Here is a 21,573-nt window from a genome sequence, read left to right as displayed (position 1 = left end):
GCAAGCCCTGCGTTACAAAATCCCCTTCGTCATCTCAGGGTCTAGGCTCAGAATGAATTGCCAGAGCAGGGTTTTGTCGAACTGGTCTTCGCGGCACATCATCCAGCTCAGCGCCTGTTGTGACGACCAGCCCTTTTTGTAGGGTCGGGTGGAGGTCAGGGCGTCGAAGACGTCGCAGATGGTGCTCATCCGCACTTCGACGCTGATTTGCTCAGCGCCCAGCCTGTCGGGATATCCCTTGCCGTCCAGCCTTTCGTGGTGGGACCGACAGATATCGAGAACCAGTTTGGGCATGCTCAAATGCGTAGACAGCAACTCGTAACCCCGTTCGGGGTGCTGTTCGATGAGCTTGCGCTCTGCGGCATTCAACGGTCCCTGCTTTTGCAGAACCTGCTTTGGAATGGTCAGCTTGCCGATATCGTGCAGGATACCTGCCATGCAGAGGTGCTCGATGGTTTCGTCATCCATGTGCATGGACCGACCGAAGTGGAGCAAAAGGGCGGCAACGGCAAGGGAATGGACGAAGGTCGCGCTATCACGAAAGCGCAGACGCGACATGCCGATGTAAAGGGAAGGGTTTTCCTCCATCGTGCGCGCCACATCGCTGACCAGCGGCGTAAAGGCTTCCATCGTAATGGTTCGGCCCAGGCAGACATCTTCGATCAGCGAGCGGGCTTCCGCAGCGTGGCCGTGGATTTTCCGGGCCGTTTCGAATTTATCCTGCTTGGTTGCCGTGGTGATGTTGCGACAGCCGGACGGATGATAGGAGCTGGAAATATCACGGCCAAGCGCGGTATTGATGAAGACAGCGCTGATATTGCTGTTGAGGATGATGTCGATTTCCTGGCCGGACCTGACCGTAAAACGCCTGCCGAGTTTTGGATTGTCCTGCCAGGCGCCTTCGAGTGCCTCGACAAACATGCCAACCTTCAATTGCGACTTATCAATCCTCGTTACGACCACAAGATGCTCCGGCAGTGATACTGCGTCTCCCAGAACTAGTTGTTTAACGTAACTGTCTTAATTTAATATGAGTATGTTTTTATATTTGGAATGTCACTTAGAATGACGCCTGGGTCGAGCTGATCAGCGCAAAACGGTCCACATCCACCATGCCCATGTCTGAAATCTTCAGATGCGGGATGACCGGCAGCGGCAGGAAGGCCACCTGCAGGAAGGGTTCTTCCAGCGTGGTCCCGAGCGCATAGGCCGCCTTGCGTAGATCATGCAGCGTATCGCGCACGGTCTCATAGGGCTCAAGGCTCATCAGGCCTGCCACGGGCAGGGCGATTTCACCCGTCACCTTGCCGTCTTCCACGACCACGAACCCGCCTTTGATTTCGCCGAGCCGGTTTGCGGCCTGAGCCATGTCGTCTTCACTGACACCCACGACGCAGATATTGTGGCTATCATGCCCGACTGTGGAGGCAATCGCGCCCTTCTTCAGACCAAAGCCCTGCACGAAGCCGTTGGCGTGGTTGCCGTTCTTGCCGTGACGCTCGATGACGGCGACCTTGATGATGTCGTTGTCCAGATCGACGCTCGTCTGGTTGCCATCCGAGGGAAGTGTGTAACGCCGATGTTCGGTGATGATCTTGCCGGGCATGACACCGATGACAGGCGTTTCGCCTTCGGTAACGGGAACGCCGAAATGCGACGCCTGAACGGGACGCGCCTTGACGCTGTAGAGACCAACGGGTGCAACGGGTTTGCGGGTGGCGAACAGATCGTCTGTGACCCTGCGCCCGCCGGAAAACACCATGCTCGCCTTGCAGTTCTGCAAAGTGTCGATCACGACAAGATCGGCCCGCCAGCCGGGGGCGACGAGTCCGCGATCCCGCAGCCCGAAGGCTTTGGCAGCCGAAATGGAGGCGGCGCGGTAGATGGCCAGCGGCTCCACGCCATTGGCGATGGCCGTGCGGATCATGTAATCAAGGTGCCCCTGTTCGGCGATGTCTAGCGGGTTGCGGTCATCGGTACAGAGCGCAAGATAGGGCGACAGGCGCTCGGTGATGATCGGCATCAGCGAATGCAGGTCTTTGGACACAGAGCCTTCGCGCACCAGAATGTGCATGCCCTTGCGGATTTTCTCCAGCGCTTCCCTGGCGGTCGTGCATTCATGCTCGGTGCGAATACCGGCGGAGAGATAACCATTCAGCGCCGTGCCGGACAGCAACGGTGCGTGGCCATCGATATGCTGGCCCTGAAACGCTTCGAGCTTGGCCATGCAGATCGGGTCTTTGTGGATAACGCCAGGGAAATTCATGAACTCGGCAAGGCCGATGACCTTGGGATGATTGCGAAACGGCAGCAGCTTTTCGATGGGCAGATCGGCACCTGACGTTTCCAGATGCGTGGCTGGTACGCAGGAGGACAACTGCACGCGAATGTCCATGATGGTTTCCAGCGAGGAATCCAGAAAGAACTGAATACCTTCCGTGCCGAGCACGTTGGCAATCTCATGCGGATCGCAGATCGCCGTTGTTACGCCATAGGGTAGAACGCAGCGGTCGAACTCATGCGGCGTGACAAGCGAGGATTCGATGTGCAGATGCGTATCGATGAAACCGGGAACGACGATCTTGCCGGTGATGTCGATGACCTCGACGCCCTCATAATCCTCGCAAGTGCCGATGATGGTATCGCCGCAGATCGCGATGTCGGATGCGACAAGTTCGCCTGTAACGAGGTCGAAAAAGCGACCGCCCTTCAGCACGATGTCGGCCTTCTCGCGGCCCGTTCCCTGGTCGATCCTGCGCTCGAGTGCCGATACCATGCTTCACCTCATTGCGATTCTGCCGTTGCGGCAGAGTAAGCCAGACCAGCGGAGGGCTTGTCCAGCTTGTAAAAATAAAACCGGGCGCGAAGGTCGCACCCGGTCATCTCAATTCTATCCGTGGTGGATTACTCGGCAGAAACGATCTTGCCGTCTTCCCACTTGTAAAGTGCGAATGCCTGCGATGTCAGATCGCCTGTTTCGCCGTAGGTCAGCTTGCCAATGGCAGTTGCAACCGGCTCGCCGGACTTGAGGGCCTTTGCAACGGCTTCGGAGTCTTCTGCGCTGCCAGCCTTTTCGATACCGGCTTTCAGCACTTCAACGGCTGCATAGGCGTTCAGCGTGAAGGCTTCTGCGGGAATGTTGGCGGCCTTCAGCGCGTCTGCTGCGGCTTTGGAGTCGGCGCTCTTGGTGGCGTCGGCAGCGTTGGTGAAGATGGTACCCGCTGCTGCATTGCCGCCGATGCTCCAGAATTCAGAGTTGGACAGGCCGTCGCCGCCGATAACCGTTGCCTTGGCACCGGCGTCTTTCAACTGGCGAACCAGCAGACCGGCTTCAGGGTGGTAGCCGCCGAAATAAACAACGTCGACATTTTCTGACTTCAGACGGGTCGTCAGCGCGCTCAGATCTTTTTCACCCGGCGTCAGGGCATCGTAGAACACTTCGGTCACGCCGCCATCGTTGAGCGTCTTCTTGAAGGAATCCGCCAGGCCTTTGCCATAGGCACCCTTGTCGTGAATGACAGCGATGCGGCGGTCCTTGAGCTGCGCCAGAACCAGCTTGGCAGCCACTTCGGCCTGCTGGTCGTCACGACCGCAGGTGCGCAGCACGTTCCACAGTTCGCGGTTCGTGAGGTCAGGCGCGGTCGCCGTTGGGGTGACCATCAGGATGCCGTTTTCGGCGAAAACGTCAGACGCAGGAATTGCAACGCCCGAGGTGACGGGGCCGACCACGAAACGAATGCCTTCGGCAACCAGCTGGTTGGCGGCGGAAACGCCCTGCTTGGGCTCGCCACCATCATCAGCAAGCTTCAAAACGACCTGCTCGCCCAGAATGCCGCCATTCTTGTTGATGACGTCAACGGCGGTCTGTGCGCCGTTCTTGACCTGATCGCCATAGGCGGCAACCGGACCTGTCAGCGGCGCGATGAGGCCGATGACGATCTCTGCATGGGCCAGCGGTGCGAAAGCAACGGAAGCGGCGAGCGTCAGGCCCGATAAAATCTTGAATTTCATTGCAGTCTCTCCTTGGGTTGGGTCGTCCCCGGTATTTCGGCGGGAGGCCGGGCGCTCGATGCGGCGCAGATCAACCGTTCCTCCGGACGACGAGGTGTCGTTTCATATTTGATTTCCGACATCCTGTTCCCGTCATACCCGCCAGACGCGATTCCGCAAGCCATGTTTGATCCAAAACGGGTGGAATGGCGTAAATCCTCTGTGAGGGCGGGCGCAAAGGCCTCAACTCACCGTCAATCCATATGGCATCTGGCTTTTCGTCGTGTTGAGGAGGATAGTGCCGTCATGACATCGACTGACGACGAATTTCTGAAAGAACTGCCGGTCTTCCTGCATTTTGAGGATGTTGCGGACCCGACGCTCTATCGTGCCCTGCCGGATGGCTGGGCGCTGGCCCTGGCTGACATCATCGATTCCACCGGTGCCATCGATGCTGGGCGATACAAGGCCGTCAACATGGCCGGGGCCGGTGTCATTTCCGGCATTCTCAACGCGTTGGGTCGCCATGATCTGCCCTTCATCTTTGGCGGCGATGGTGCAGCCGTTGCCATTCCACCGTCGCAGGTCGAGGCGGCGCGGGAGGCTTTGTCGAAGGTACAAAGCTGGGTGGCCGACGACATTGGTCTGAAGCTGCGGGCAGCCATCGTGCCGCTTTCCGCCATTCGCGAAAATGGGCTGGATGTGAGCGTGGCGCGGTTTCAAGCCAGCGACGACGTGTCTTACGCCATGTTTTCCGGTGGTGGCAACCACTGGGCCGATGAGCAGATGAAGCAGGGGCTCTATCTGGTCGAAGCCGCTGGTCGCGGCGAGCGCCCCGATCTGACCGGGCTGTCCTGCCGCTGGAACCCGATCGAGACGACCCACGGCAAAGTGGTTTCGATCATCGCCTTGCCCGGCCCGGCGGGCGATGCGCTGGCCTTTCGCGAGATCGTCTCGGAGATCGTGGCACTTGCCAGTGAGGACGGGCGCGGCGGGCATCCGATTCCCGTCGATGGGCCACCGCTTGGCTTCATCCGCGAGGGGCTGGTGCTCGAAGCGCGCGCGCTTTCCGCCTACCGTGACAGAATTTCGCAATTGCGGAAGGCTGCGTGGGTGCTGTTTCAGACCGCGCTGATTGCGGTGCTCTACGGCTTGCGCAAGCCGGTCGGGCGGTTCGATCCGGTGCAATACAAACGCTCGGTCGCCAGCAATACGGACTTCCGCAAATTCGATGACGGGCTGAAAATGACCATTGATGTTGACCCTGAGCGTCTGAAACGGATCAAATCCCGGCTGGAAGGCGCTGCCCGCGAAGGCATCTGCTATTACGGCCTGCATGAGCAGGATACGGCGCTGGTCACCTGCATCGTACCGTCACCGCTGTCCAAGGATCATATGCACTTCGTTGATGGCGGGGAGGGCGGTTACGCGAGGGCTGCCACCAATCTCAAGGCGCAGATGCTACCCGCCGCATGACGGCAGCAAAAAGCGCCACGCGTTCGATGGAACTCATGGCGCTCAACAGATTTCAACGGGCGTCGGAAGCTTTAATGAAACTTCCGATCTTTGATGTCATACGGCTGCTTAAGCAGCGGTCTTTTCGGCATTGGCGGTTGCGGGAGCGCAGTAAATCGCTTCCAGCGTCGCCAGGATTTTTTTGACCGATTCCGAGGTGCTGGAATAGTAGATTGTCTGCGCGTCGCGGCGTGTCTTGACCAGTCGCTGTGCACGCAGTTTGGACAGGTGCTGGGAGAGAGCGGACTGGCTGAGGCCGACCTGCGTTGCGAGAACGCCAACTGGCACTTCACCTTCAACGAGACTGCAAAGGATCATCAACCGCTTTGGGTTTGCCATTGCGGAAAGAAGCCCTGCGGCTGCGTTGGACTGTTCTGAAAGAGATTCTTTATTCATATTCTCACTTCTCCTGAGTGAAGCCCGCCCCGGACTGTCTCAATCGCAAAACTAAATGTTATATGGCCTAAGTGTATCAATTCGGTAAGATCGTTGTATATACCTAAATCTAAGGTACAGCCTACTCTTTATTAGCAATGTATGAAATTCGTGTGTTTCCGTGTGTGTGTGCACAAAAATAGTCGAATGTTCTTTCTTTAGAGTTCGTCGCGAATTTCCGTAAACGAATATTCCCGGTTGTGTGGAAATGAAGGTAATTCATTTTCTTTTTGCTAAAATGATTATGTCCGTGAATTATTTTCACTTTTTCCGTCCAAGCTCCTAAATTTCGCACTTCGGCAATTAGCAAGTTGGAATGCAGTCTGACAGATTCTGTCGACCTCGAGCGCTCGCGGACAATTTTTCGTTGTGGTCGATTGCTGTTTTTGGACCGCGGCCGAGTCTAGCGGATTAATCTGCGGCGCTGCCGGGCAACGCCGCAGATGAGACTTATCGTCTTCTGTGCCGCGTCAGTCCGCGAACGATATCGTCCGCAGACACGGTGCCTACAACCGCACCATTATCGACAATGCCGATGGCGCCGGGCTGCTTTGCCATGGCGTCGAGAATATCGACCAGCGGGGCGGTTGGTCGTGCTGTGCCGGATACGGAAAGACCGGCATTCTGCGCGGTTACGCCCGGCTGCATTACGTCGGCCGCCGTCAGCATGGAAATCGGGTTCATGTTTTGCACGAAGTCCGCGACATACTGGTTGGACGGGGCTTTGACGATTTCCTGCGGTGTGCCGCACTGGATGATGTGGCCGCCATCCATCATGGCAATGCGGTTGCCGATGCGGAAGGCCTCGTCCAGATCATGGCTGACGAACAGGATGGTCTTCTTTAACCGGCTTTGGAACTCCAGCAACTCATCCTGAAGGCGGCTGCGGATCAGTGGGTCCAGTGCTGAGAAGGGCTCGTCCATCAACAGGATGGGTGCGCCGGTTGCAAAGGCGCGGGCCAGACCCACACGCTGCTGCATGCCGCCGGAGAGTTCGCCCACCTTGCGGGTGGCCCAATCCGACAGATTGACGAGTTCCAGCTGTTCCGCCACGCGCTTCTTGCGCTCGGCTTCCCGCATGCCGGACAGTTCCAGACCGAAGCCGACATTGTCGGCCACATTGCGCCATGGCAGCAGGCCGAACTGCTGGAAGACCATGGATACCGTGTGGGTGCGCAAATCCCGCAGCGCCTTGGTTGATGTCTTGTACGGGTCTATATAGCCCGATGACGTCTTGACGCTGACATTGCCGCGCACAACGGGTGCCAGACGGTTGACCGCGCGCAGAAGCGTGGATTTGCCCGAGCCGGACAGGCCCATCAGAACGAGGATTTCGCCTTCTTTCACCGTCAGCGAAGCATTGGCCACACCCAGCACAAGGCCGGTCTGCTTGTTGATCTCGGCTCTGGTTCTGCCCGCATCCAGCAGCGGCAGGGCCTGAGAGGGGTTATCGCCGAAGATGATATCGACATTTTCAAATATGATCGCGTCACTCATGCCTCATCCTCCGAACCGGGCAGGCGGAACAGACGGTCGAGTATGATCGCCACAATCACGATGCACAGCCCAGCCTCGAAGCCCATGGCGATATTGACGGTGTTGAGCGCACGCACAACAGGCACGCCAAGGCCGTTGGCACCGACCAGTGCGGAAATGACGACCATCGACAGCGACAGCATGATGGTCTGGGTCAACCCCGCCATGATCTGCGGTGTGGCGAAAGGAAGTTCCACCTTACGCAGCACCTGACCGGGTGTTGCACCAAAGGCAACGGCGGCTTCCACCAGCGCAGGCGGGGTGGAGATAATGCCCAGCCGCGTCAGGCGGATCGGCGCGGGTAGGGCGAAGATGACCGTTGCAATCAGCCCCGGCACCATGCCAAGCCCGAAAAGCACAAGCGCTGGAATGAGATAGACGAATGTCGGGATGGTCTGCATGAGGTCGAGCGCGGGGCGCATGAAGGCATAGACCCATTTGCGCCGTGCCGCCAGAATGCCGAGCGGAACGCCGACGATCATGCAAACGGCACTGGCGGCAATGACCAGCGCCAGCGTTTCGGTGGTCGCTTTCCAGTATCCCAGATTGATGATGAGCAGCAATCCGAGTGCTGTAAACAGCGGCATGCCAATGGAGCGACGCATCCATGCGGAAAGCGCAGTCAGGATGGCAACGATGATAAGCGGATGGGGTGCCTGTAGAACATAGAGAAAAGCGTCGATGACGCTTTCGAAAATGAAGGATAACCAATCAAAGAAAAAAGAAAGATTTCCGGTCAACCAATCGACTGCCTCCTTGGCATATCGACCGATCGGCAAACGATTTTGAGAAGCGCTGAGCCATTCCACGGTAAGAGCAAACCTTTCGTGAACGGTGTCGTGATCGTCTTCCGACCGCGTTTGGGCCGGAAGACGGGTTCAATGCACTGAGATGCGACGGCTAGAGACCGATATTCTTCTTGGCAGCGGCGAGAGCGTCTTCGCTGCCGTCCTTGGTCTTCACGCCTGCAAGCCATGGCTCGATGACGGAAGGGTTGGCCTTCAGCCAATCCGTTGCCGCAGCTTCGCCTTCCATGCCGTCATTGAGGATTTTACCCATGATTTCGTTTTCCATGGGCAGGGTGAATTGTAGGTTTTTCAGGAAGGTGCCGACATTGGCGCATTCCTGCAAATAACCGGCGCGGACATTGGTGTAGATCGTCGCGCCGCCAAGGTTCGGGCCGAAAACGTCATCGCCGCCGGTCAAATAGGTCAGCTTGAAGTTGGAGTTCATCGGGTGGGGTTCCCAGCCGAGGAAGACGATGGGATCGCCGGATTTTTCGGCGCGGGCCACCTGTGCCAGCATGCCTTGTTCGGAAGATTCGACCACTTCGAAGCTCTTGAGGCCGAACGTGTCCTTGTCCACCATGCCCAGAATGAGGCGGTTGCCGTCATTGCCGGGCTCGATGCCATAAATCTTGCCGCCCAGCTTATCGCTGTGGGCTGCGATGTCCTTGAAATCCTTGATGCCGAGTTCGGCACCCTTGCTGTTGGTGGCCAGCGTATATTTCGCGCCCGTCAGGTTCTCGCGCACCGTTTCCACGGATTTATCGTCGCGGTAGGCTTTGATATCGCCTTCCATGGTCGGCATCCAGTTGCCGAGGAAAACGTCGATATCCTTGTTTTTCAGGGAGGTGTAGGTGACCGGAACGGAGAGAATTTTGACGTCCGTCTGGTAGCCGAGGCTTTTGAGAATGACGGAAGCGGTTGCCGTGGTGGCTGTGATATCGGTCCAGCCGACATCCGAGAAGCGGACCGTTCCGCAGCTGGCGGGTTCTGCGGCAGAAGCGGCAGTGGTGAAGAGTGCCATTGCAGAAACTGCTGCGGCGAGGGCCAGACAGCGGTGATTTTTTGCAAGCATTGCTTACTCCCTGTTTTTTTAAGTTCCCTAACCATTATCAATATCTTCGCCGCACAATCAACTCATGTGCATTTGCGTGGATTGCGGTGCAGTTTGCGACACTATGCAGAAAATTGTGCAGTGCACTTAAAATGCGCCGGTCGTGAAAGCTGTGGTTTTTGCCATCCCGCTCTTGCCCTTGGCACGGTCAAGCCTGCAAAAGGCCTGCAACACACGACCCGGAGGACATGATGGCCAAGCTCTATTTCAATTATTCGACAATGAATGCTGGCAAATCCACCATGCTGCTGCAGGCGTCCTATAACTATCAGGAACGCGGCATGCGCACCCTGATTTTTACTGCGGCCTTCGATAATCGTGCCGGTGTCGGCAAGGTGGCCTCGCGCATCGGCCTGTCCTCGGATGCACTGGTGTTTGACGACACCACAGACATTTTCTCCGAAGTACAGCGGCTGCACGGCGAAGAGCCGGTCGCCTGCGTCTTTATCGATGAGGCCAACTTCCTGTCGGAGCATCACGTCTGGCAACTGGCCAGCATTGCCGACACGCTTGGTATTCCCGTCATGACCTATGGCCTGCGCACCGATTTTCAGGGCAAGCTGTTTCCCGCGTCCAAGGAGCTTCTGGCCATTGCCGATGAGTTGCGGGAAATCCGCACCATCTGCCACTGCGGACGCAAGGCCTCCATGGTGGCGCGTTTCGATCATGACGGAAAGGTCGTTACGGAAGGCGCGCAAATCGATGTCGGCGGCAATGAGAAATACGTCTCCTACTGCCGTCGCCATTGGATGGAAACCATCAAAGGGCAATAAGGGGAAACGACTGCTCTTGCAGCTATCTGCGACAGCTTGGCACATTTGATTTTGGTCAAAGAAGCCAGCGGCATGACGCTGTAGGACCTGATGCGGAAAGACCGCCATTGCGGTTTCGCTCAGGAGTAAGTCTCATGATGAACAATAACGTCCTTCGCCTTTTGACCGGCGCTGCGGTGGCCGGCTTCTTCACCTTCCCGGCGCTGGCCGCAGACATCGAAATCAAGATGCTGAACAAGGGCTCGGACGGGCAGGCCATGGTGTTTGAGCCTGCCGCGGTCAAAGCCAATGTGGGCGATGTCATCACCTTCGTTCCGGTGGATAAGGGCCATGATGCCGCTGCCGTCAAAGGCCTCATTCCCGATGGCGTGGAAGAATACAAAGGCAAGATGAATGAGCCTTTGAAGGTGACGGTGGAAAAAGAAGGCGCCTATGTCTTCAAATGCACCCCGCATGTTGGCATGGGCATGGTGGCGCTGGTCGTGGTGGGTGAGGCGCCGGCCAATCTAGAAGCGGTGAAAACCGGCAAGCTGGCGAAAAAGGCGCGCGACAAGCTGGACGCCGAGATCGCCAAGCTCAATCTTTAAACGCGCCTGTTTTTCCACTCCCGCATTGAGAAAAGGCTGCGCATATTTATATGAGCGGCCTTTTTGCCGATCAGCGATTCGGGAGACGATCCTTCATGGCACGATTGCCATCTTTTGACAGTCAAATCGAAACGGCGAAAGCCGATGCGCGAAAGGTGCAGGAGCTGTCGGCGCAGCTTGCCGCATCCATTGCCGTGCTGCCCGATACCGCGTCCGAAGCGACTTTTGAGATGGAAACCGCGCAACTGGCAGAGCTTCGCAGCGCCAAGACCGCGCTTGAGGCTGAGCTTTTGACATTGATCAAAGGCTTTGCAGCACGAACCGACGCCGCCTATGCGGATTTCGATAGGGTGGATGACGTCACGCGCCGCGAGAAGATCACCGCATTTTTCACAAGGCGCGCTGCAGGCTCATTCAAAGCCGTGCGCTTGAAGAAGCTGGCAATCGCGGAGCGGCTGAAAGTCATTCTGCTGGAGGCCGCCGCCGTTCACGCCGTACTTCAGACGCGTAAGGACGATGCCGCCCCTTTGGTGTCCGCCTGCGAGCCGAAGCTGGAGGCCAGCATGGAAGCGCGCCGTAAGGTCGTCTCACTCATGGATGACGCCCGTCAGCGTGACAAGGCACTCGCTGCTTCGCTTGCCACCTTGCAGCGGAAAATCACCGATGCGAGCGATGAGACCCGACTGAGCCAGTTGAAGGCGGATGAGGCAGAAGCGACGACGCAACGCGATGTCGTGTTGGCGGAGCGCAAAAAGCTGGGGCAGCAACATGACATTCTCGACCGTCAGGCCGTTCTCTTTGGCGATCTCATCGACCTGCTGAATGACGAGATTTCGCTCCACACCCTGCTACTCAATGCGCTGAACATCGAGGCTGAACGCTGCCTTCAGCTTTATGATGCGGTTTTCGGCGCGCTGGAGCCGCTTCTGGCTGAGGCCGAGCCGCGTCGAGCGATTGTTGACGGTGAAGAAACTCCATTGCCTCTGAGCGCATTCCGGGAATTGCTGCTGCTGCATGCGCAGGGTGCCGTGACCATGCAGGACATCGAAAAACGCAAGAAACGTGTCGATGAGGCCCTTCTGCGGCGCGGCGGGCGACCTGCTGCAAATGGTGCCTGACGAAACCCTTGCGGGAAAAACATCACGCCCTCCGTTGTATCGTGCAACACGGCACCATATGTGAGTGACAGCCGATCCCGCAGTTCGGATCGCAATATTGGTCGCACTGGAGCGTCGCTTGTCGTTAGGATACGCAATAGTCGCTCCGGCTTGGTGAAGTCAGGCATTGTGCTTTTTGAAAATCTTTGAGGATTTTCAGGCCGATGCGCTCAGGAGAGTTGAACGATGCTCGATCCGGTAATCGCGTTTTTCAAGCGCATTTTCGCAGCGCTTGGAAGAGGTGCCTCTCTCGTGATCGCATGGCTGTTCTGGCCCTTCCGCGCCGCCCACGGCTGGTATGGAAACCGCAACGGCGTGATCAAGATACCGATTGCTGCCGCACTCGTCCTCCTCGTCGGGCTTTATGGCTATTTCGTTTGGCAAACGCAGGTCTGGACGAATTTCAATCCTGACTACGTCAACACTTACAAATTCTCGGAGCGCACATTGGGCGCGGGCCAGGAACTGCCGGCCCAGACACCGGCAGCGACCTCCACGCAGGCCACGCCCGCCGTTGTCGCTGCCAAAAGCTGCCAGAGCTCAGCCATCGTCGATGTTGCCGCTGGCCTGATCGATTTCAATGTCGACCAGAACGCCTGGATATCGTCCATGCTGCTTTACCGGCTTGGGCTGTTCGGAATGGATTGGGACAACACGCCGTTTCTGGATAACAAGGCGTCCTTCCAGCGTGGCGTCAATCAGGCCGTGCGTCGTACCTCCGTCGAACTGGTCGATTCGCTCGGTCGCGTTCGCGGCACATCCGGCGTCGATAACAACCTGCAAAGCGCCCGTGGCAATCTGCAGTTCGATGAATATTCCTGGTATTTCGGCCTGAACCCGTTTGGCCCCAAAACGCCGAGCCCCAGCTATTATCGCTCAGCGGCGGAAAGCCTGCGCAAGTTCAACACCAGCCTGTCGCAGTGCAACTCCGTCTTTGACGGGCGCGCCGACAACCTCATTCAGTTTGTCGATCGTATCGCCAACGACATCGGCGGCACCTCTGCCATTCTTCGCGAGCGTTCGGAAAACTACAATGGCGGCTGGTTCGATACGCGTGCCGACGACCGTTTCTGGTTCGCCTACGGCCAGCTCTATGGCTATTACGGCATTCTCTCTGCTGCCGGTGCCGATTTCTCACAGGTCATTCGCGAGCGTAACCTGACCAGCCTGTGGAACGACACGCTGTTACAGACGCGTGCAGCGCTGCGCATTCAGCCCTTCGTCATCTCCAATGGTGATGAGAGCGGATGGATCATGCCATCGCATCTGGCGACAATGGGCTTTTATGTGCTGAGAGTGCGCTCGAACCTTGTCGAGCTGCGATCCGTGCTGGATCGGTAATCTTGCTTCGGCTGGCGCTTCGTGGAGCGAAGCGTCAGCTGATCAGCTTTAGACGAATGGACTTGGCAACCAGCTGCGTGCGGTTGACGCAGTCCAGCTTGCGGATCGCATTGTTCAGATAGGCGTTGATCGTGTGGTCTGACAGAGACAGGATCTGGCCGATCTCTGCGGATGTCTTGCCCTGGGAGGTCCAGCGTATGACTTCGAGTTCGCGCTTTGTCAGCGCCCGCGGGGTAACCATCTCGGCCCGGCGCATGCGCTCATAAACATCGAAAGCGTGCAGGGCGATCATGCCGAGTTCGTTGAGGATAACCTGGGATGGATGATCGCAATGACCATCGAACCGCATCACATGTCGGTCGCCATTCAGCGAATTCGTGGGAATGAGCAGCCCGTTGTGAATGCCGAACTGTTTCAGCACGGTGACGATAGAGTCCATGCCGGTCTGTTCCGCATCGAGTTCTTTCAAAGACCACCGTTGCGGCATCAGCGAATGTTCGAACTTCGGCAGAAGGGGACAATGTCGCATCAGGCGCATCTGATCGAATTCGCGAATGAAACGGATCGGCAGTGTCGTTTCCACCAGCGTGGATGACAAAAGGTCTTCCTCTGGCCGAGGAAGTCGCATCAGACTGACATGCGCGTAGCCGAACTCCTTCGCAACACCCTGCAAGACGTGCAGCCACCGAGGACGGCTTTCCGCTGCCGAAATGTCCTTACTCAGTAGCGACTGCCGTTCGAGTGTGATCATGAGCGTTTTCGTTCGAGAAACGTTGATATGTTAACGGTAACAAATATACGAATTGTCTTGAAAATCCACTTTTAATTTCAGGCGTGGTTCCCGTTTTATAACTTTGGCTTTAACTGTTTTAATTCAAATGCTTGTGAAGGTAACCCGTCACCGCGACTTTTGGACAGTTTTTTACTTGGGCATGCGCGGCAGGCAATTTTGCCGATACCGCGATGGAATCAGCCTTAGATATCGGAGGTATCCGCCGCAGCCTTTGGCTTTGCCATCAGCTTCTCCAGAAAGCCCAGCATGACGGCAGAAACGACGAAGGCCAGATGGATAATGGTGAACCACATCAGCTGACTATCGCTGTACTGGCTGGCATTAAGGAAGATTTGCAGCAGGTGAATGGACGAGATGGCGACAATGGAGGACGCCACCTTGATCTTCAGGCTGCCGGAATCGAGCTTGCCCAAAAACGAAACCTTGTCCTCTCCCTCATCGAACCGGCTGACGAAATTCTCGTAACCGGAAATCATAACCATAACGATCAAACTCGCCACCAGCGCGGCATCGATCAGCGCCAACATGGCCAAAATCATCTCGGCATCTGTATAAACGAAGACGTTTTCGGCGATTTTCAAGAATTTGAACCCGAAGGACAATGCATAAACCGCCAGTGCCGCAACAAGACCAAGATAAAACACCACCAGAAGCCAGCGGCTGGACAGGATGATTCTCTCTACGAGCAACTCAAGGGATTTCATGGCGTTTTCCGGATCAATGTGGCCGCGATTTTTTAACGTTTCGGGGTTGATCTAGTCGGTGGAGCCTGACGCTTCAAGTGTTTGGCCCGACCTTTCCCTGCGAATTAATAGATTAGAAAAATATGATTTTCGGCAGCCCGTAACTCGCGCGAGAGCGGTCGTTCTATGTGACGATCAATATGTTGCTGCAATGCAGCATTTTGGCTGAATTCGGCTTGTCACATTTCCGCAACATATCGGGTGACTGCAAAATATGAATGATAGAATCATGTTTTATTAGTTGACACAGAAACTCATGTTTCCTAATTCTCGGCTCACGGTGGGACCGTAAAAATTCAGGGCAGTTATCGAGCCATATCGCGACGGCAACGCAAGTTGCCGCCCGCTTTCGTGCGCTCGAATTCAGGGGGTAATGATGACTATTGGGCGTTCCAAATCCGCTTTGCTTGTCTGCACGGCAATGACGCTTCTTGCCGCGAATTCAGTGACATACGCGCAGGACGCAAACCAGTCTGGTGATGGCGCTAACGGTACTACGGTGTTGGAGCGGATCGTCGTTAAGGGCAAGCGTATCAAGGCAGGTGGTGCAGTCTCCGATACTCCGCTTGCAACCCAAACAACAGCCGAAGAAATTCGGAAAAAGGAAATTTCCAACCTCGGCGACCTCGGAAATACGACAGAACCGGGCGTGGATTATGTCGATCCGAAGCCAGGCAAGGCTGGCGGGCTATTCGTTCGTGGCTTGGGCGGTTCTCGTGTCGTCACCTTGGTGGATGACATTCCCGTGCCATTCTTTGAGAACTTTGCCCGGGCGGGCCAAGCGACATCAACAATGAGCAGTGGCGCGTCGAGCTTTGATTTCTCCGCGCTTTCGACTGTCGATGTCGTTCGCGGTGCCGATTCTAGCCGTCTTGGCTCAGGTGCGTTGGCTGGCGCTCTGGTCCTCAGGACTTTGGAGCCGGAGGATTTGATTGGCGAAGGTCGTGATTGGGGTGGCGTTGCCAAACTGACCTATGACAGCGAAGACAAAAGCGTCGGCGGTGCGGTTGCTGTCTCACGCAAGATCGAAAACACCTCTGTGTTGTTTCAGGGTGCTTACAAGCGCGGACATGAGACAGACAACAAGGGATCGGCTGACGTCCTGGGCGTCAATCGCACAACACCTAATCCGGGTGACTATGACCAGAACAACCTGATGTTCAAAATCCGTCAGGACCTTGAAGGTGGTCATCGCATCGGCATCACCGCTGAACGGTTCCAGCTGAACAGCGATACCGATCTCAAGACGTTGCATGGAACATACTTGCCGGGCGCCTATTCCGGCTACGACGATACATTGCGCGAAAGAGTGTCGCTCGATTACCAATTCGAAGCACCATCTGCGGACACGCTCATCGATTCAGCCCGCTTAACGGCTTATTGGCAGGCCTTGTCGAAGGAATCCGGTTCTGGCGGCTTGCAGCTGTCCAACGCACCTATCGCCCGTGACGACTCGATGCGGGAAAGCACTTTCGGTCTAACGGGTGGGCTCGTATCGACATTCGAGACATCCAACCTCAATCATACAGTGCGTATCGGTGGTGACGTCTCCACCTTTGACTTCAAGGAATGGTTCATGTCCGTCACGGGTGCATCCTCCGCTGCATCGTCTGCCGATATTCCAGAGGTCGATGGTCGTCGCTTGGGACTTTATGCAGAGGATGAAATCGCATTCGGTGCCACGGGCTTCCGCCTCACACCCGGCATTCGCTTCGACTATTTCGACTATGAACCTTCTGGAGACCTTACAACGCATTCATCCTATGCGACGTTGGGTCTTCCTTCTGATCGAGATGGTTCCCGTTTCTCACCAAAGCTGATGGCCAGCTATGATTTGACGCCGGAAGTTCAGCTCTTCGCTCAGTGGTCAATGGCCTATCGCGCGCCAACGGTGAACGAACTTTACCTAAGCTTCCCAAGTATTTCGCGCGGATACGCGGTCGTCGGTAACCCTGATCTGGAAGCAGAGACCAGCAACGGCTTCGAAATCGGTGCAAACTACGACAACGTCGACCTGACTGGCCGAATTGCGGTGTTTCATAACAAATACAAGAACTTTATCGAGCAGTATCAGACGACCACCAGTCTGTTCCCAACACCTCCAACTCCGGGCGTTCCCGGCTCGGGAAGCCCATTTGGAAGCTTGTTCACGTACCGCAACCGGGCCAATGTCGAGATATCAGGTGTCGAAGCCAAGGTCCGCAAGGAATTTGCTAATGGTTTCTTTGCGCACGGTTCGCTTGCTTATGCTTACGGTAAAGACACGGACAACAATGAGCTGATCCGCACCGTGGCGCCATTCAAGTCTATTGTTGGTTTCGGCTACGCCGCCGAGGCTTGGGGCACGGAGCTGACCGGCATCTTTTCTTCCGGAATGCGTGATGACCATAAGTCTACAACTTTCGATGCACCTGGCTATGGCATCGCAAATCTGACGGCATGGTGGGAGCCTGAACAGACCAAGGGCCTGCGTATTCAAGCGGGTGTCTACAACATCTTTGATCGTAAATACTGGAACGCCGTAGGTGTCCGCGATGTAAATCCGACATCTGTTTCAACCGCAAACCAACCCGTTGATTTCTACTCAGAGCCCGGCCGTAGCTTTAAGATCTCTTTGACGCAGAGGTTCTGATTGTCAAATCGACCAACACAAAAGGCGGGGCTCACGCTCCGCCTTTTGCATTTACCGACAATACAAATACCCACCCTTCCTCTCCAGCACATCCAGATGCAGATGGTCCTGGTGGGTGGCGTCGCTGCCGGGGGAGAGGACGGTGCGGAAGAAGAAGCAGGCGGCGGTGGTGATGGTGCGTTGGAAGGCGCCTTCCATGGTGCCGTCTTCGGTGCGCGGCTTCATGACCAGTGGTTCGCCCCTGTCGAAGGTGAGTGTGGCGATATCGACTGCGCTGCCTTTGGCGTGTTCGGAAATCTTGCCGGTTTCGGCGCTGTTGCGGTTGCGGCAGACATAGGTTGAGGCGTTGCCGAAGGCGGTGACGTTTTTGTCGGGCAGGGCGATTTTGGCGGTCGGCACGACCACATTTTTTGCCCAGTGCGCCAACGCTAGAGCCGCTTCACAGCGCATCGTACCCTCGGGTTCCAGCTTGATGCCGGGAATGACGGTGGTGAGCTCGAGAGGTGAGGCGATGCCGCAGCCTTCTTCCTCGCCGGGGATTGGCGGTAGTTCCTTGAACTCAGCGCCCAGTTCCTTCAGCTCTGTAAGGCAGGCTTTCAGTTCTTCCGGGTTTTCCGCCTTTACGGGCTCCCGTGGCGGCTCCTCGGGTTTCTGTTCTTCTTCTTTCTTCGGCTCATCCGGCTTCTTGGCCGGTTCCGGTTTTTCCTCCGGCTTGGGCACGGTGTTTTCAGCGGGGGGGTGGGCCGGTTTCTCGTCCTTTTTCTTTTCCTCAGGCGCAGGTGTGGGCGCGGCATCCTCCTGCTGCGGTTTGGGTTGTGGAACGGGGACATCCTGTGGTGGTTGGGCAGCGGCGATCAGCAGCGCGCTGGCTGCGAGGATGATAAGACGTTGAAGCATGTGACCGGTCGCTCCCCTGTTGCGGCAGAGCCAGAACGTCTCAGCCCGCTTTCGGTTCAAACCTCCATGCAAATCCGCTTGCCATCGCACGCCGTTGGAGCTAACAATTTGCGCCATGAACAACATGGCTAAGAACATTGTTATCTGGTGGTGGGGCAGCTTTACGCGGCCTTGAGCACCCATGTCCTTAGACTAAGTCCAAGCCGCCCGAAATCTCAGGCGGCTTTTTTGTTATTATGCCGCCTGTCATCGGGCAGAATGTTATCAGGCAGAAACGGGAAGTGCGAAGAAATGGTAACGATCATTCAGGATGACGGGGCGGAAATTTACGAGACCAAGGGCGGCATCAAAGTGTCGCGCCAGCGCCGTGCCGCCGATTATGCCAGCGCCATCGACAGCTATGTCGAAGGGTTGGATGAGCGCCGTGGCGCGGTCTTTTCGTCTAATTACGAATATCCCGGTCGCTACACCCGGTGGGACACGGCCATCATCGATCCACCGCTCGGCATTTCCTGTTTTGGCCGCACCATGTGGATCGAAGCCTACAATGGCCGTGGCGAAGTGCTGCTGGATTTCATCACCGAAAAGCTGAAAGCCACGCCGGATCTGACGCTGGGCGAAAGCACGGCCCGCCGTCTGGACCTCATCGTCAACGAGCCAGATCGCGTCTTTACCGAGGAAGAACGCTCGAAAATCCCGACGGTGTTTACGGCACTGCGCGCCATCGTTGATCTGTTCTATTCCAGCGCCGATGCGGCCATCGGTCTGTTCGGTGCTTTCGGATATGATCTGGCCTTCCAGTTCGATGCCATCAAGCTGTCGCTTCAGCGTCCGGAAGATCAGCGCGATATGGTTCTCTTTCTGCCGGATGAAATTCTGGTGGTGGACCATTACTCCGCAAAAGCGTGGATCGACCGCTACGATTTCGAAAAGGACGGCGTAACCACCCATGGCAAGGCGGAAGAGATTGCGCCGGAACCCTTCAAGACGACCGATACCATTCCGCCGCGCGGTGATCATCACCCCGGCGAATATTCGGAGCTGGTGACCAAGGCCAAGGAAAGCTTCCGCCGTGGCGATTTGTTCGAAGTCGTGCCCGGCCAGAAATTCATGGAGCGTTGCGACAGCAATCCATCGGCCATTTCGCGCCGCCTAAAGGCCATCAACCCGTCGCCCTATTCCTTCTTCATCAATCTTGGCCATCAGGAATATCTGGTCGGCGCATCGCCGGAAATGTTTGTGCGCGTCTCCGGTCGCCGCATCGAGACCTGCCCGATATCAGGCACCATCAAGCGTGGCGATGACCCGATTGCCGATAGCGAACAGATTCTCAAGCTACTGAATTCCAAGAAGGACGAGTCCGAACTGACCATGTGTTCGGATGTGGACCGCAACGACAAGAGCCGCGTTTGCGAACCCGGCTCGGTCAAGGTCATCGGCCGCCGCCAGATCGAAATGTATTCGCGCCTCATTCACACGGTGGACCATATCGAAGGCCGTCTGCGTGACGATATGGATGCGTTTGATGGCTTCCTGTCCCACGCATGGGCTGTGACGGTAACAGGTGCGCCGAAGCTGTGGGCCATGCGCTTCATCGAAGGCCATGAGAAGAGCCCGCGTGCATGGTATGGCGGCGCCATCGGCATGGTTGGCTTCAACGGCGATATGAATACGGGTCTGACACTGCGCACTATCCGGATCAAGGATGGCATTGCCGAGGTGCGGGCAGGGGCAACCTTGCTCAATGATTCCAACCCGCAGGAAGAAGAAGCCGAAACCGAATTGAAGGCATCCGCCATGATTTCCGCCATTCGCGATGCAAAGTCCCAAAACTCCGCCGCTACCAAGCGTGATGCGGCGAAGGTGGGGGCCGGCGTCAAAATCCTGCTGGTGGACCACGAAGATAGCTTCGTGCACACGCTGGCCAACTACTTCCGTCAGACCGGGGCGACCGTGTCCACCGTGCGTTCGCCGGTTGCCGCCGAGATATTCGACCGCTTCCAGCCGGACCTCGTCGTTCTGTCTCCCGGCCCCGGCAACCCCAGTGACTTCGATTGCAAGGCAACGATCAAGGCCGCCCGGTCGCGCGATCTGCCGATCTTCGGCGTCTGCCTCGGCCTTCAGGCACTGGCGGAAGCCTATGGTGGCGAGCTTCGCCAGCTTGCCATTCCCATGCACGGCAAACCATCGCGCATCCGCGTGCTGGAACCCGGCCTCGTCTTCTCCGGTCTCGGCAAGGAAGTCACGGTCGGTCGTTACCACTCCATCTTCGCCGATCCGGCCACGCTTCCCCGCGAATTCATCATCACGGCGGAAAGCGAAGACGGCACGATCATGGGTATCGAGCACAGCAAGGAACCTGTCGCCGCCGTGCAATTCCACCCGGAATCGATCATGACGCTGGGTGGCGATGCCGGTATGCGGATGATCGAAAATGTGGTCACGCATCTGGTGCGCAAGGCAAAGGTCAAGGCCGCCTGAGCGGATAAGCACGACCGGCGGCGTTATGAAACGCCGCCGCCTCCCTTCAGCCGCGCGGGTGATGCAGAGTGAAGTTCTTCAAACATCTATGCATTCTGCTGGCGCTGGTCTTAGTCTGCGTCGCTGCGGGTACCTTGCTGCCAAGACCGATCTTCGGCGAAAAATCCGGCGTCGCTGACACCACGCCTCATAGCGTTCTCATCCTCAGCAACCCCATCCACACCGATATCGCCCTGCCTGTCGATGCAGAGCTTTTGGCGCGGTTTGGCTTTCTGCGCGAAGGCAGTCTGGAAATCGATAATCCCGGTGTCCGTTATCTTATTTTCGGCTGGGGTGGACGCGCGTTTTACACGCAGACACCGACATGGGCCGATCTGAAGCCGCTTCCGCTGTTCAAGGGCGTCACGCTCGACCAGTCGGTCATGCATGTCGCGCTTGCCGGGGATATTCCGCTTGTGGATGCGGGTGTCACCGCGCTCAACCTCTCCGACGCGGATCATGAAAAACTGCTGGCGTTCATTCTCGGCAGCTTTGCCCAGCCACAGGGCAAACCAGTCCCGCTGCTCGGCCAGTCCTATGGCAGGGATGATGCGTTTTTCGAAGGCGTCGGATATTTCAATGCGCTTCTTGGCTGCAACACATGGACGGCTGCGGCCCTGCGACATGCGGGCCTGCGCACTGGGTGGTGGACGCCATTGCCACCGCTTTTGACAGCGTCGTTGCGTCTGCATAACGATATGCCAAATCCCTGATCTGCTTGCGTGGTCCGGGAATTGACAAAGCCATTCAAGCGG

The 21,573-nt window shown here is 56.8% G+C and carries 18 protein-coding genes; 8 read left to right on the top strand and 10 right to left on the bottom strand.

Going from position 1 to position 21,573, the window contains the following annotated elements; translation table 11 throughout:
• Positions 1–12: 12 nt before the first annotated feature.
• From AC27VJ_RS20170 to AC27VJ_RS20160, 3 genes are all read right to left on the bottom strand, one after another.
• Positions 13–963 (bottom strand): cyclic di-GMP phosphodiesterase, encoded by a 951-nt coding sequence (locus tag AC27VJ_RS20170; protein ID WP_488685498.1) that lies wholly within the window; start codon positions 961–963, stop codon positions 13–15.
• A gap of 97 nt (positions 964–1,060) precedes the next feature.
• On the bottom strand, positions 1,061–2,776 hold the full coding sequence (gene ade, locus AC27VJ_RS20165; protein WP_488685497.1) for an adenine deaminase: 1,716 nt from the start codon (positions 2,774–2,776) through the stop codon (positions 1,061–1,063).
• A gap of 128 nt (positions 2,777–2,904) precedes the next feature.
• The gene (locus AC27VJ_RS20160) at positions 2,905–4,011 is read right to left on the bottom strand and encodes a branched-chain amino acid ABC transporter substrate-binding protein (protein WP_113088475.1); all 1,107 of its coding nucleotides are present in this window, start codon (positions 4,009–4,011) and stop codon (positions 2,905–2,907) included.
• Positions 4,012–4,296: 285 nt separating this feature from the next.
• On the opposite strand from AC27VJ_RS20160, the gene AC27VJ_RS20155 reads away from it, so the two are divergent.
• Positions 4,297–5,466 carry a DUF3095 domain-containing protein gene (locus AC27VJ_RS20155; protein ID WP_488685496.1) on the top strand — a complete coding sequence of 390 codons (1,170 nt, stop codon included), beginning with the start codon at positions 4,297–4,299 and terminating at the stop codon, positions 5,464–5,466.
• 108 nt (positions 5,467–5,574) lie between these two features.
• On the opposite strand, the gene AC27VJ_RS20150 is transcribed toward AC27VJ_RS20155, so the two are convergent.
• The 4 genes from AC27VJ_RS20150 to AC27VJ_RS20135 form a co-directional block, all read right to left on the bottom strand.
• Complete coding sequence (locus tag AC27VJ_RS20150; RefSeq protein ID WP_488685495.1) at positions 5,575–5,901, bottom strand: ArsR/SmtB family transcription factor; 327 nt, start codon at positions 5,899–5,901, stop codon at positions 5,575–5,577.
• Between the two features lie 489 nt (positions 5,902–6,390).
• Positions 6,391–7,437 (bottom strand): choline ABC transporter ATP-binding protein, encoded by a 1,047-nt coding sequence (choV, locus tag AC27VJ_RS20145; protein ID WP_113088478.1) that lies wholly within the window; start codon positions 7,435–7,437, stop codon positions 6,391–6,393.
• The gene (gene choW / locus AC27VJ_RS20140; protein ID WP_353577370.1) at positions 7,434–8,285 is read right to left on the bottom strand and encodes a choline ABC transporter permease subunit; all 852 of its coding nucleotides are present in this window, start codon (positions 8,283–8,285) and stop codon (positions 7,434–7,436) included. The genes choV and choW overlap by 4 nt, the downstream gene beginning before the upstream one ends.
• 91 nt (positions 8,286–8,376) lie before the next feature.
• Positions 8,377–9,336, bottom strand: coding sequence for a choline ABC transporter substrate-binding protein (locus AC27VJ_RS20135; protein WP_454892358.1), 960 nt, complete (start codon positions 9,334–9,336; stop codon positions 8,377–8,379).
• Between the two features lie 230 nt (positions 9,337–9,566).
• Here AC27VJ_RS20135 and AC27VJ_RS20130 point away from each other — a divergent pair, with 230 nt between their 5' ends.
• From AC27VJ_RS20130 to AC27VJ_RS20115, 4 genes are all read left to right on the top strand, one after another.
• Positions 9,567–10,148: a thymidine kinase gene (locus AC27VJ_RS20130; RefSeq protein ID WP_488685494.1), complete on the top strand. Its 582-nt coding sequence runs from the start codon at positions 9,567–9,569 to the stop codon at positions 10,146–10,148.
• Between the two features lie 137 nt (positions 10,149–10,285).
• Positions 10,286–10,735 carry a pseudoazurin gene (locus AC27VJ_RS20125; RefSeq protein ID WP_488685537.1) on the top strand — a complete coding sequence of 150 codons (450 nt, stop codon included), beginning with the start codon at positions 10,286–10,288 and terminating at the stop codon, positions 10,733–10,735.
• A 95-nt stretch (positions 10,736–10,830) separates the two neighbouring features.
• A complete protein-coding gene (locus AC27VJ_RS20120) occupies positions 10,831–11,853 on the top strand; it encodes a hypothetical protein (protein ID WP_488685493.1) in 1,023 nt (340 codons plus the stop codon).
• Positions 11,854–12,078: 225 nt separating this feature from the next.
• On the top strand, positions 12,079–13,233 hold the full coding sequence (locus AC27VJ_RS20115; protein WP_488685492.1) for a DUF2333 family protein: 1,155 nt from the start codon (positions 12,079–12,081) through the stop codon (positions 13,231–13,233).
• A gap of 34 nt (positions 13,234–13,267) precedes the next feature.
• Here the strand turns inward: AC27VJ_RS20115 and AC27VJ_RS20110 are convergent, their stop codons facing one another.
• Positions 13,268–13,984, bottom strand: coding sequence for a helix-turn-helix transcriptional regulator (locus AC27VJ_RS20110; protein WP_113088484.1), 717 nt, complete (start codon positions 13,982–13,984; stop codon positions 13,268–13,270).
• A 224-nt stretch (positions 13,985–14,208) separates the two neighbouring features.
• Positions 14,209–14,730 (bottom strand): TIGR00645 family protein, encoded by a 522-nt coding sequence (locus AC27VJ_RS20105; RefSeq protein ID WP_113088485.1) that lies wholly within the window; start codon positions 14,728–14,730, stop codon positions 14,209–14,211.
• Between the two features lie 415 nt (positions 14,731–15,145).
• Here AC27VJ_RS20105 and AC27VJ_RS20100 point away from each other — a divergent pair, with 415 nt between their 5' ends.
• A complete protein-coding gene (locus AC27VJ_RS20100) occupies positions 15,146–17,401 on the top strand; it encodes a TonB-dependent hemoglobin/transferrin/lactoferrin family receptor (protein WP_488685491.1) in 2,256 nt (751 codons plus the stop codon).
• Between the two features lie 51 nt (positions 17,402–17,452).
• Here the strand turns inward: AC27VJ_RS20100 and AC27VJ_RS20095 are convergent, their stop codons facing one another.
• Positions 17,453–18,298: an extensin-like domain-containing protein gene (locus AC27VJ_RS20095; RefSeq protein ID WP_488685489.1), complete on the bottom strand. Its 846-nt coding sequence runs from the start codon at positions 18,296–18,298 to the stop codon at positions 17,453–17,455.
• A gap of 291 nt (positions 18,299–18,589) precedes the next feature.
• Here AC27VJ_RS20095 and AC27VJ_RS20090 point away from each other — a divergent pair, with 291 nt between their 5' ends.
• Entirely contained in the window at positions 18,590–20,779 is a 2,190-nt protein-coding gene (locus AC27VJ_RS20090) for an anthranilate synthase (RefSeq protein WP_488685488.1), read from the top strand.
• Positions 20,780–20,847: 68 nt separating this feature from the next.
• Entirely contained in the window at positions 20,848–21,531 is a 684-nt protein-coding gene (locus AC27VJ_RS20085) for a TIGR02117 family protein (RefSeq protein ID WP_488685487.1), read from the top strand.
• Positions 21,532–21,573: the final 42 nt, after the last annotated feature.

Source organism: Agrobacterium sp. 20P9.1.2 (genome assembly GCF_057799395.1).
The sequence above is the reverse complement of the archived record's forward strand: the minus strand, read 5'-3'. Positions and strand labels throughout refer to the sequence as shown.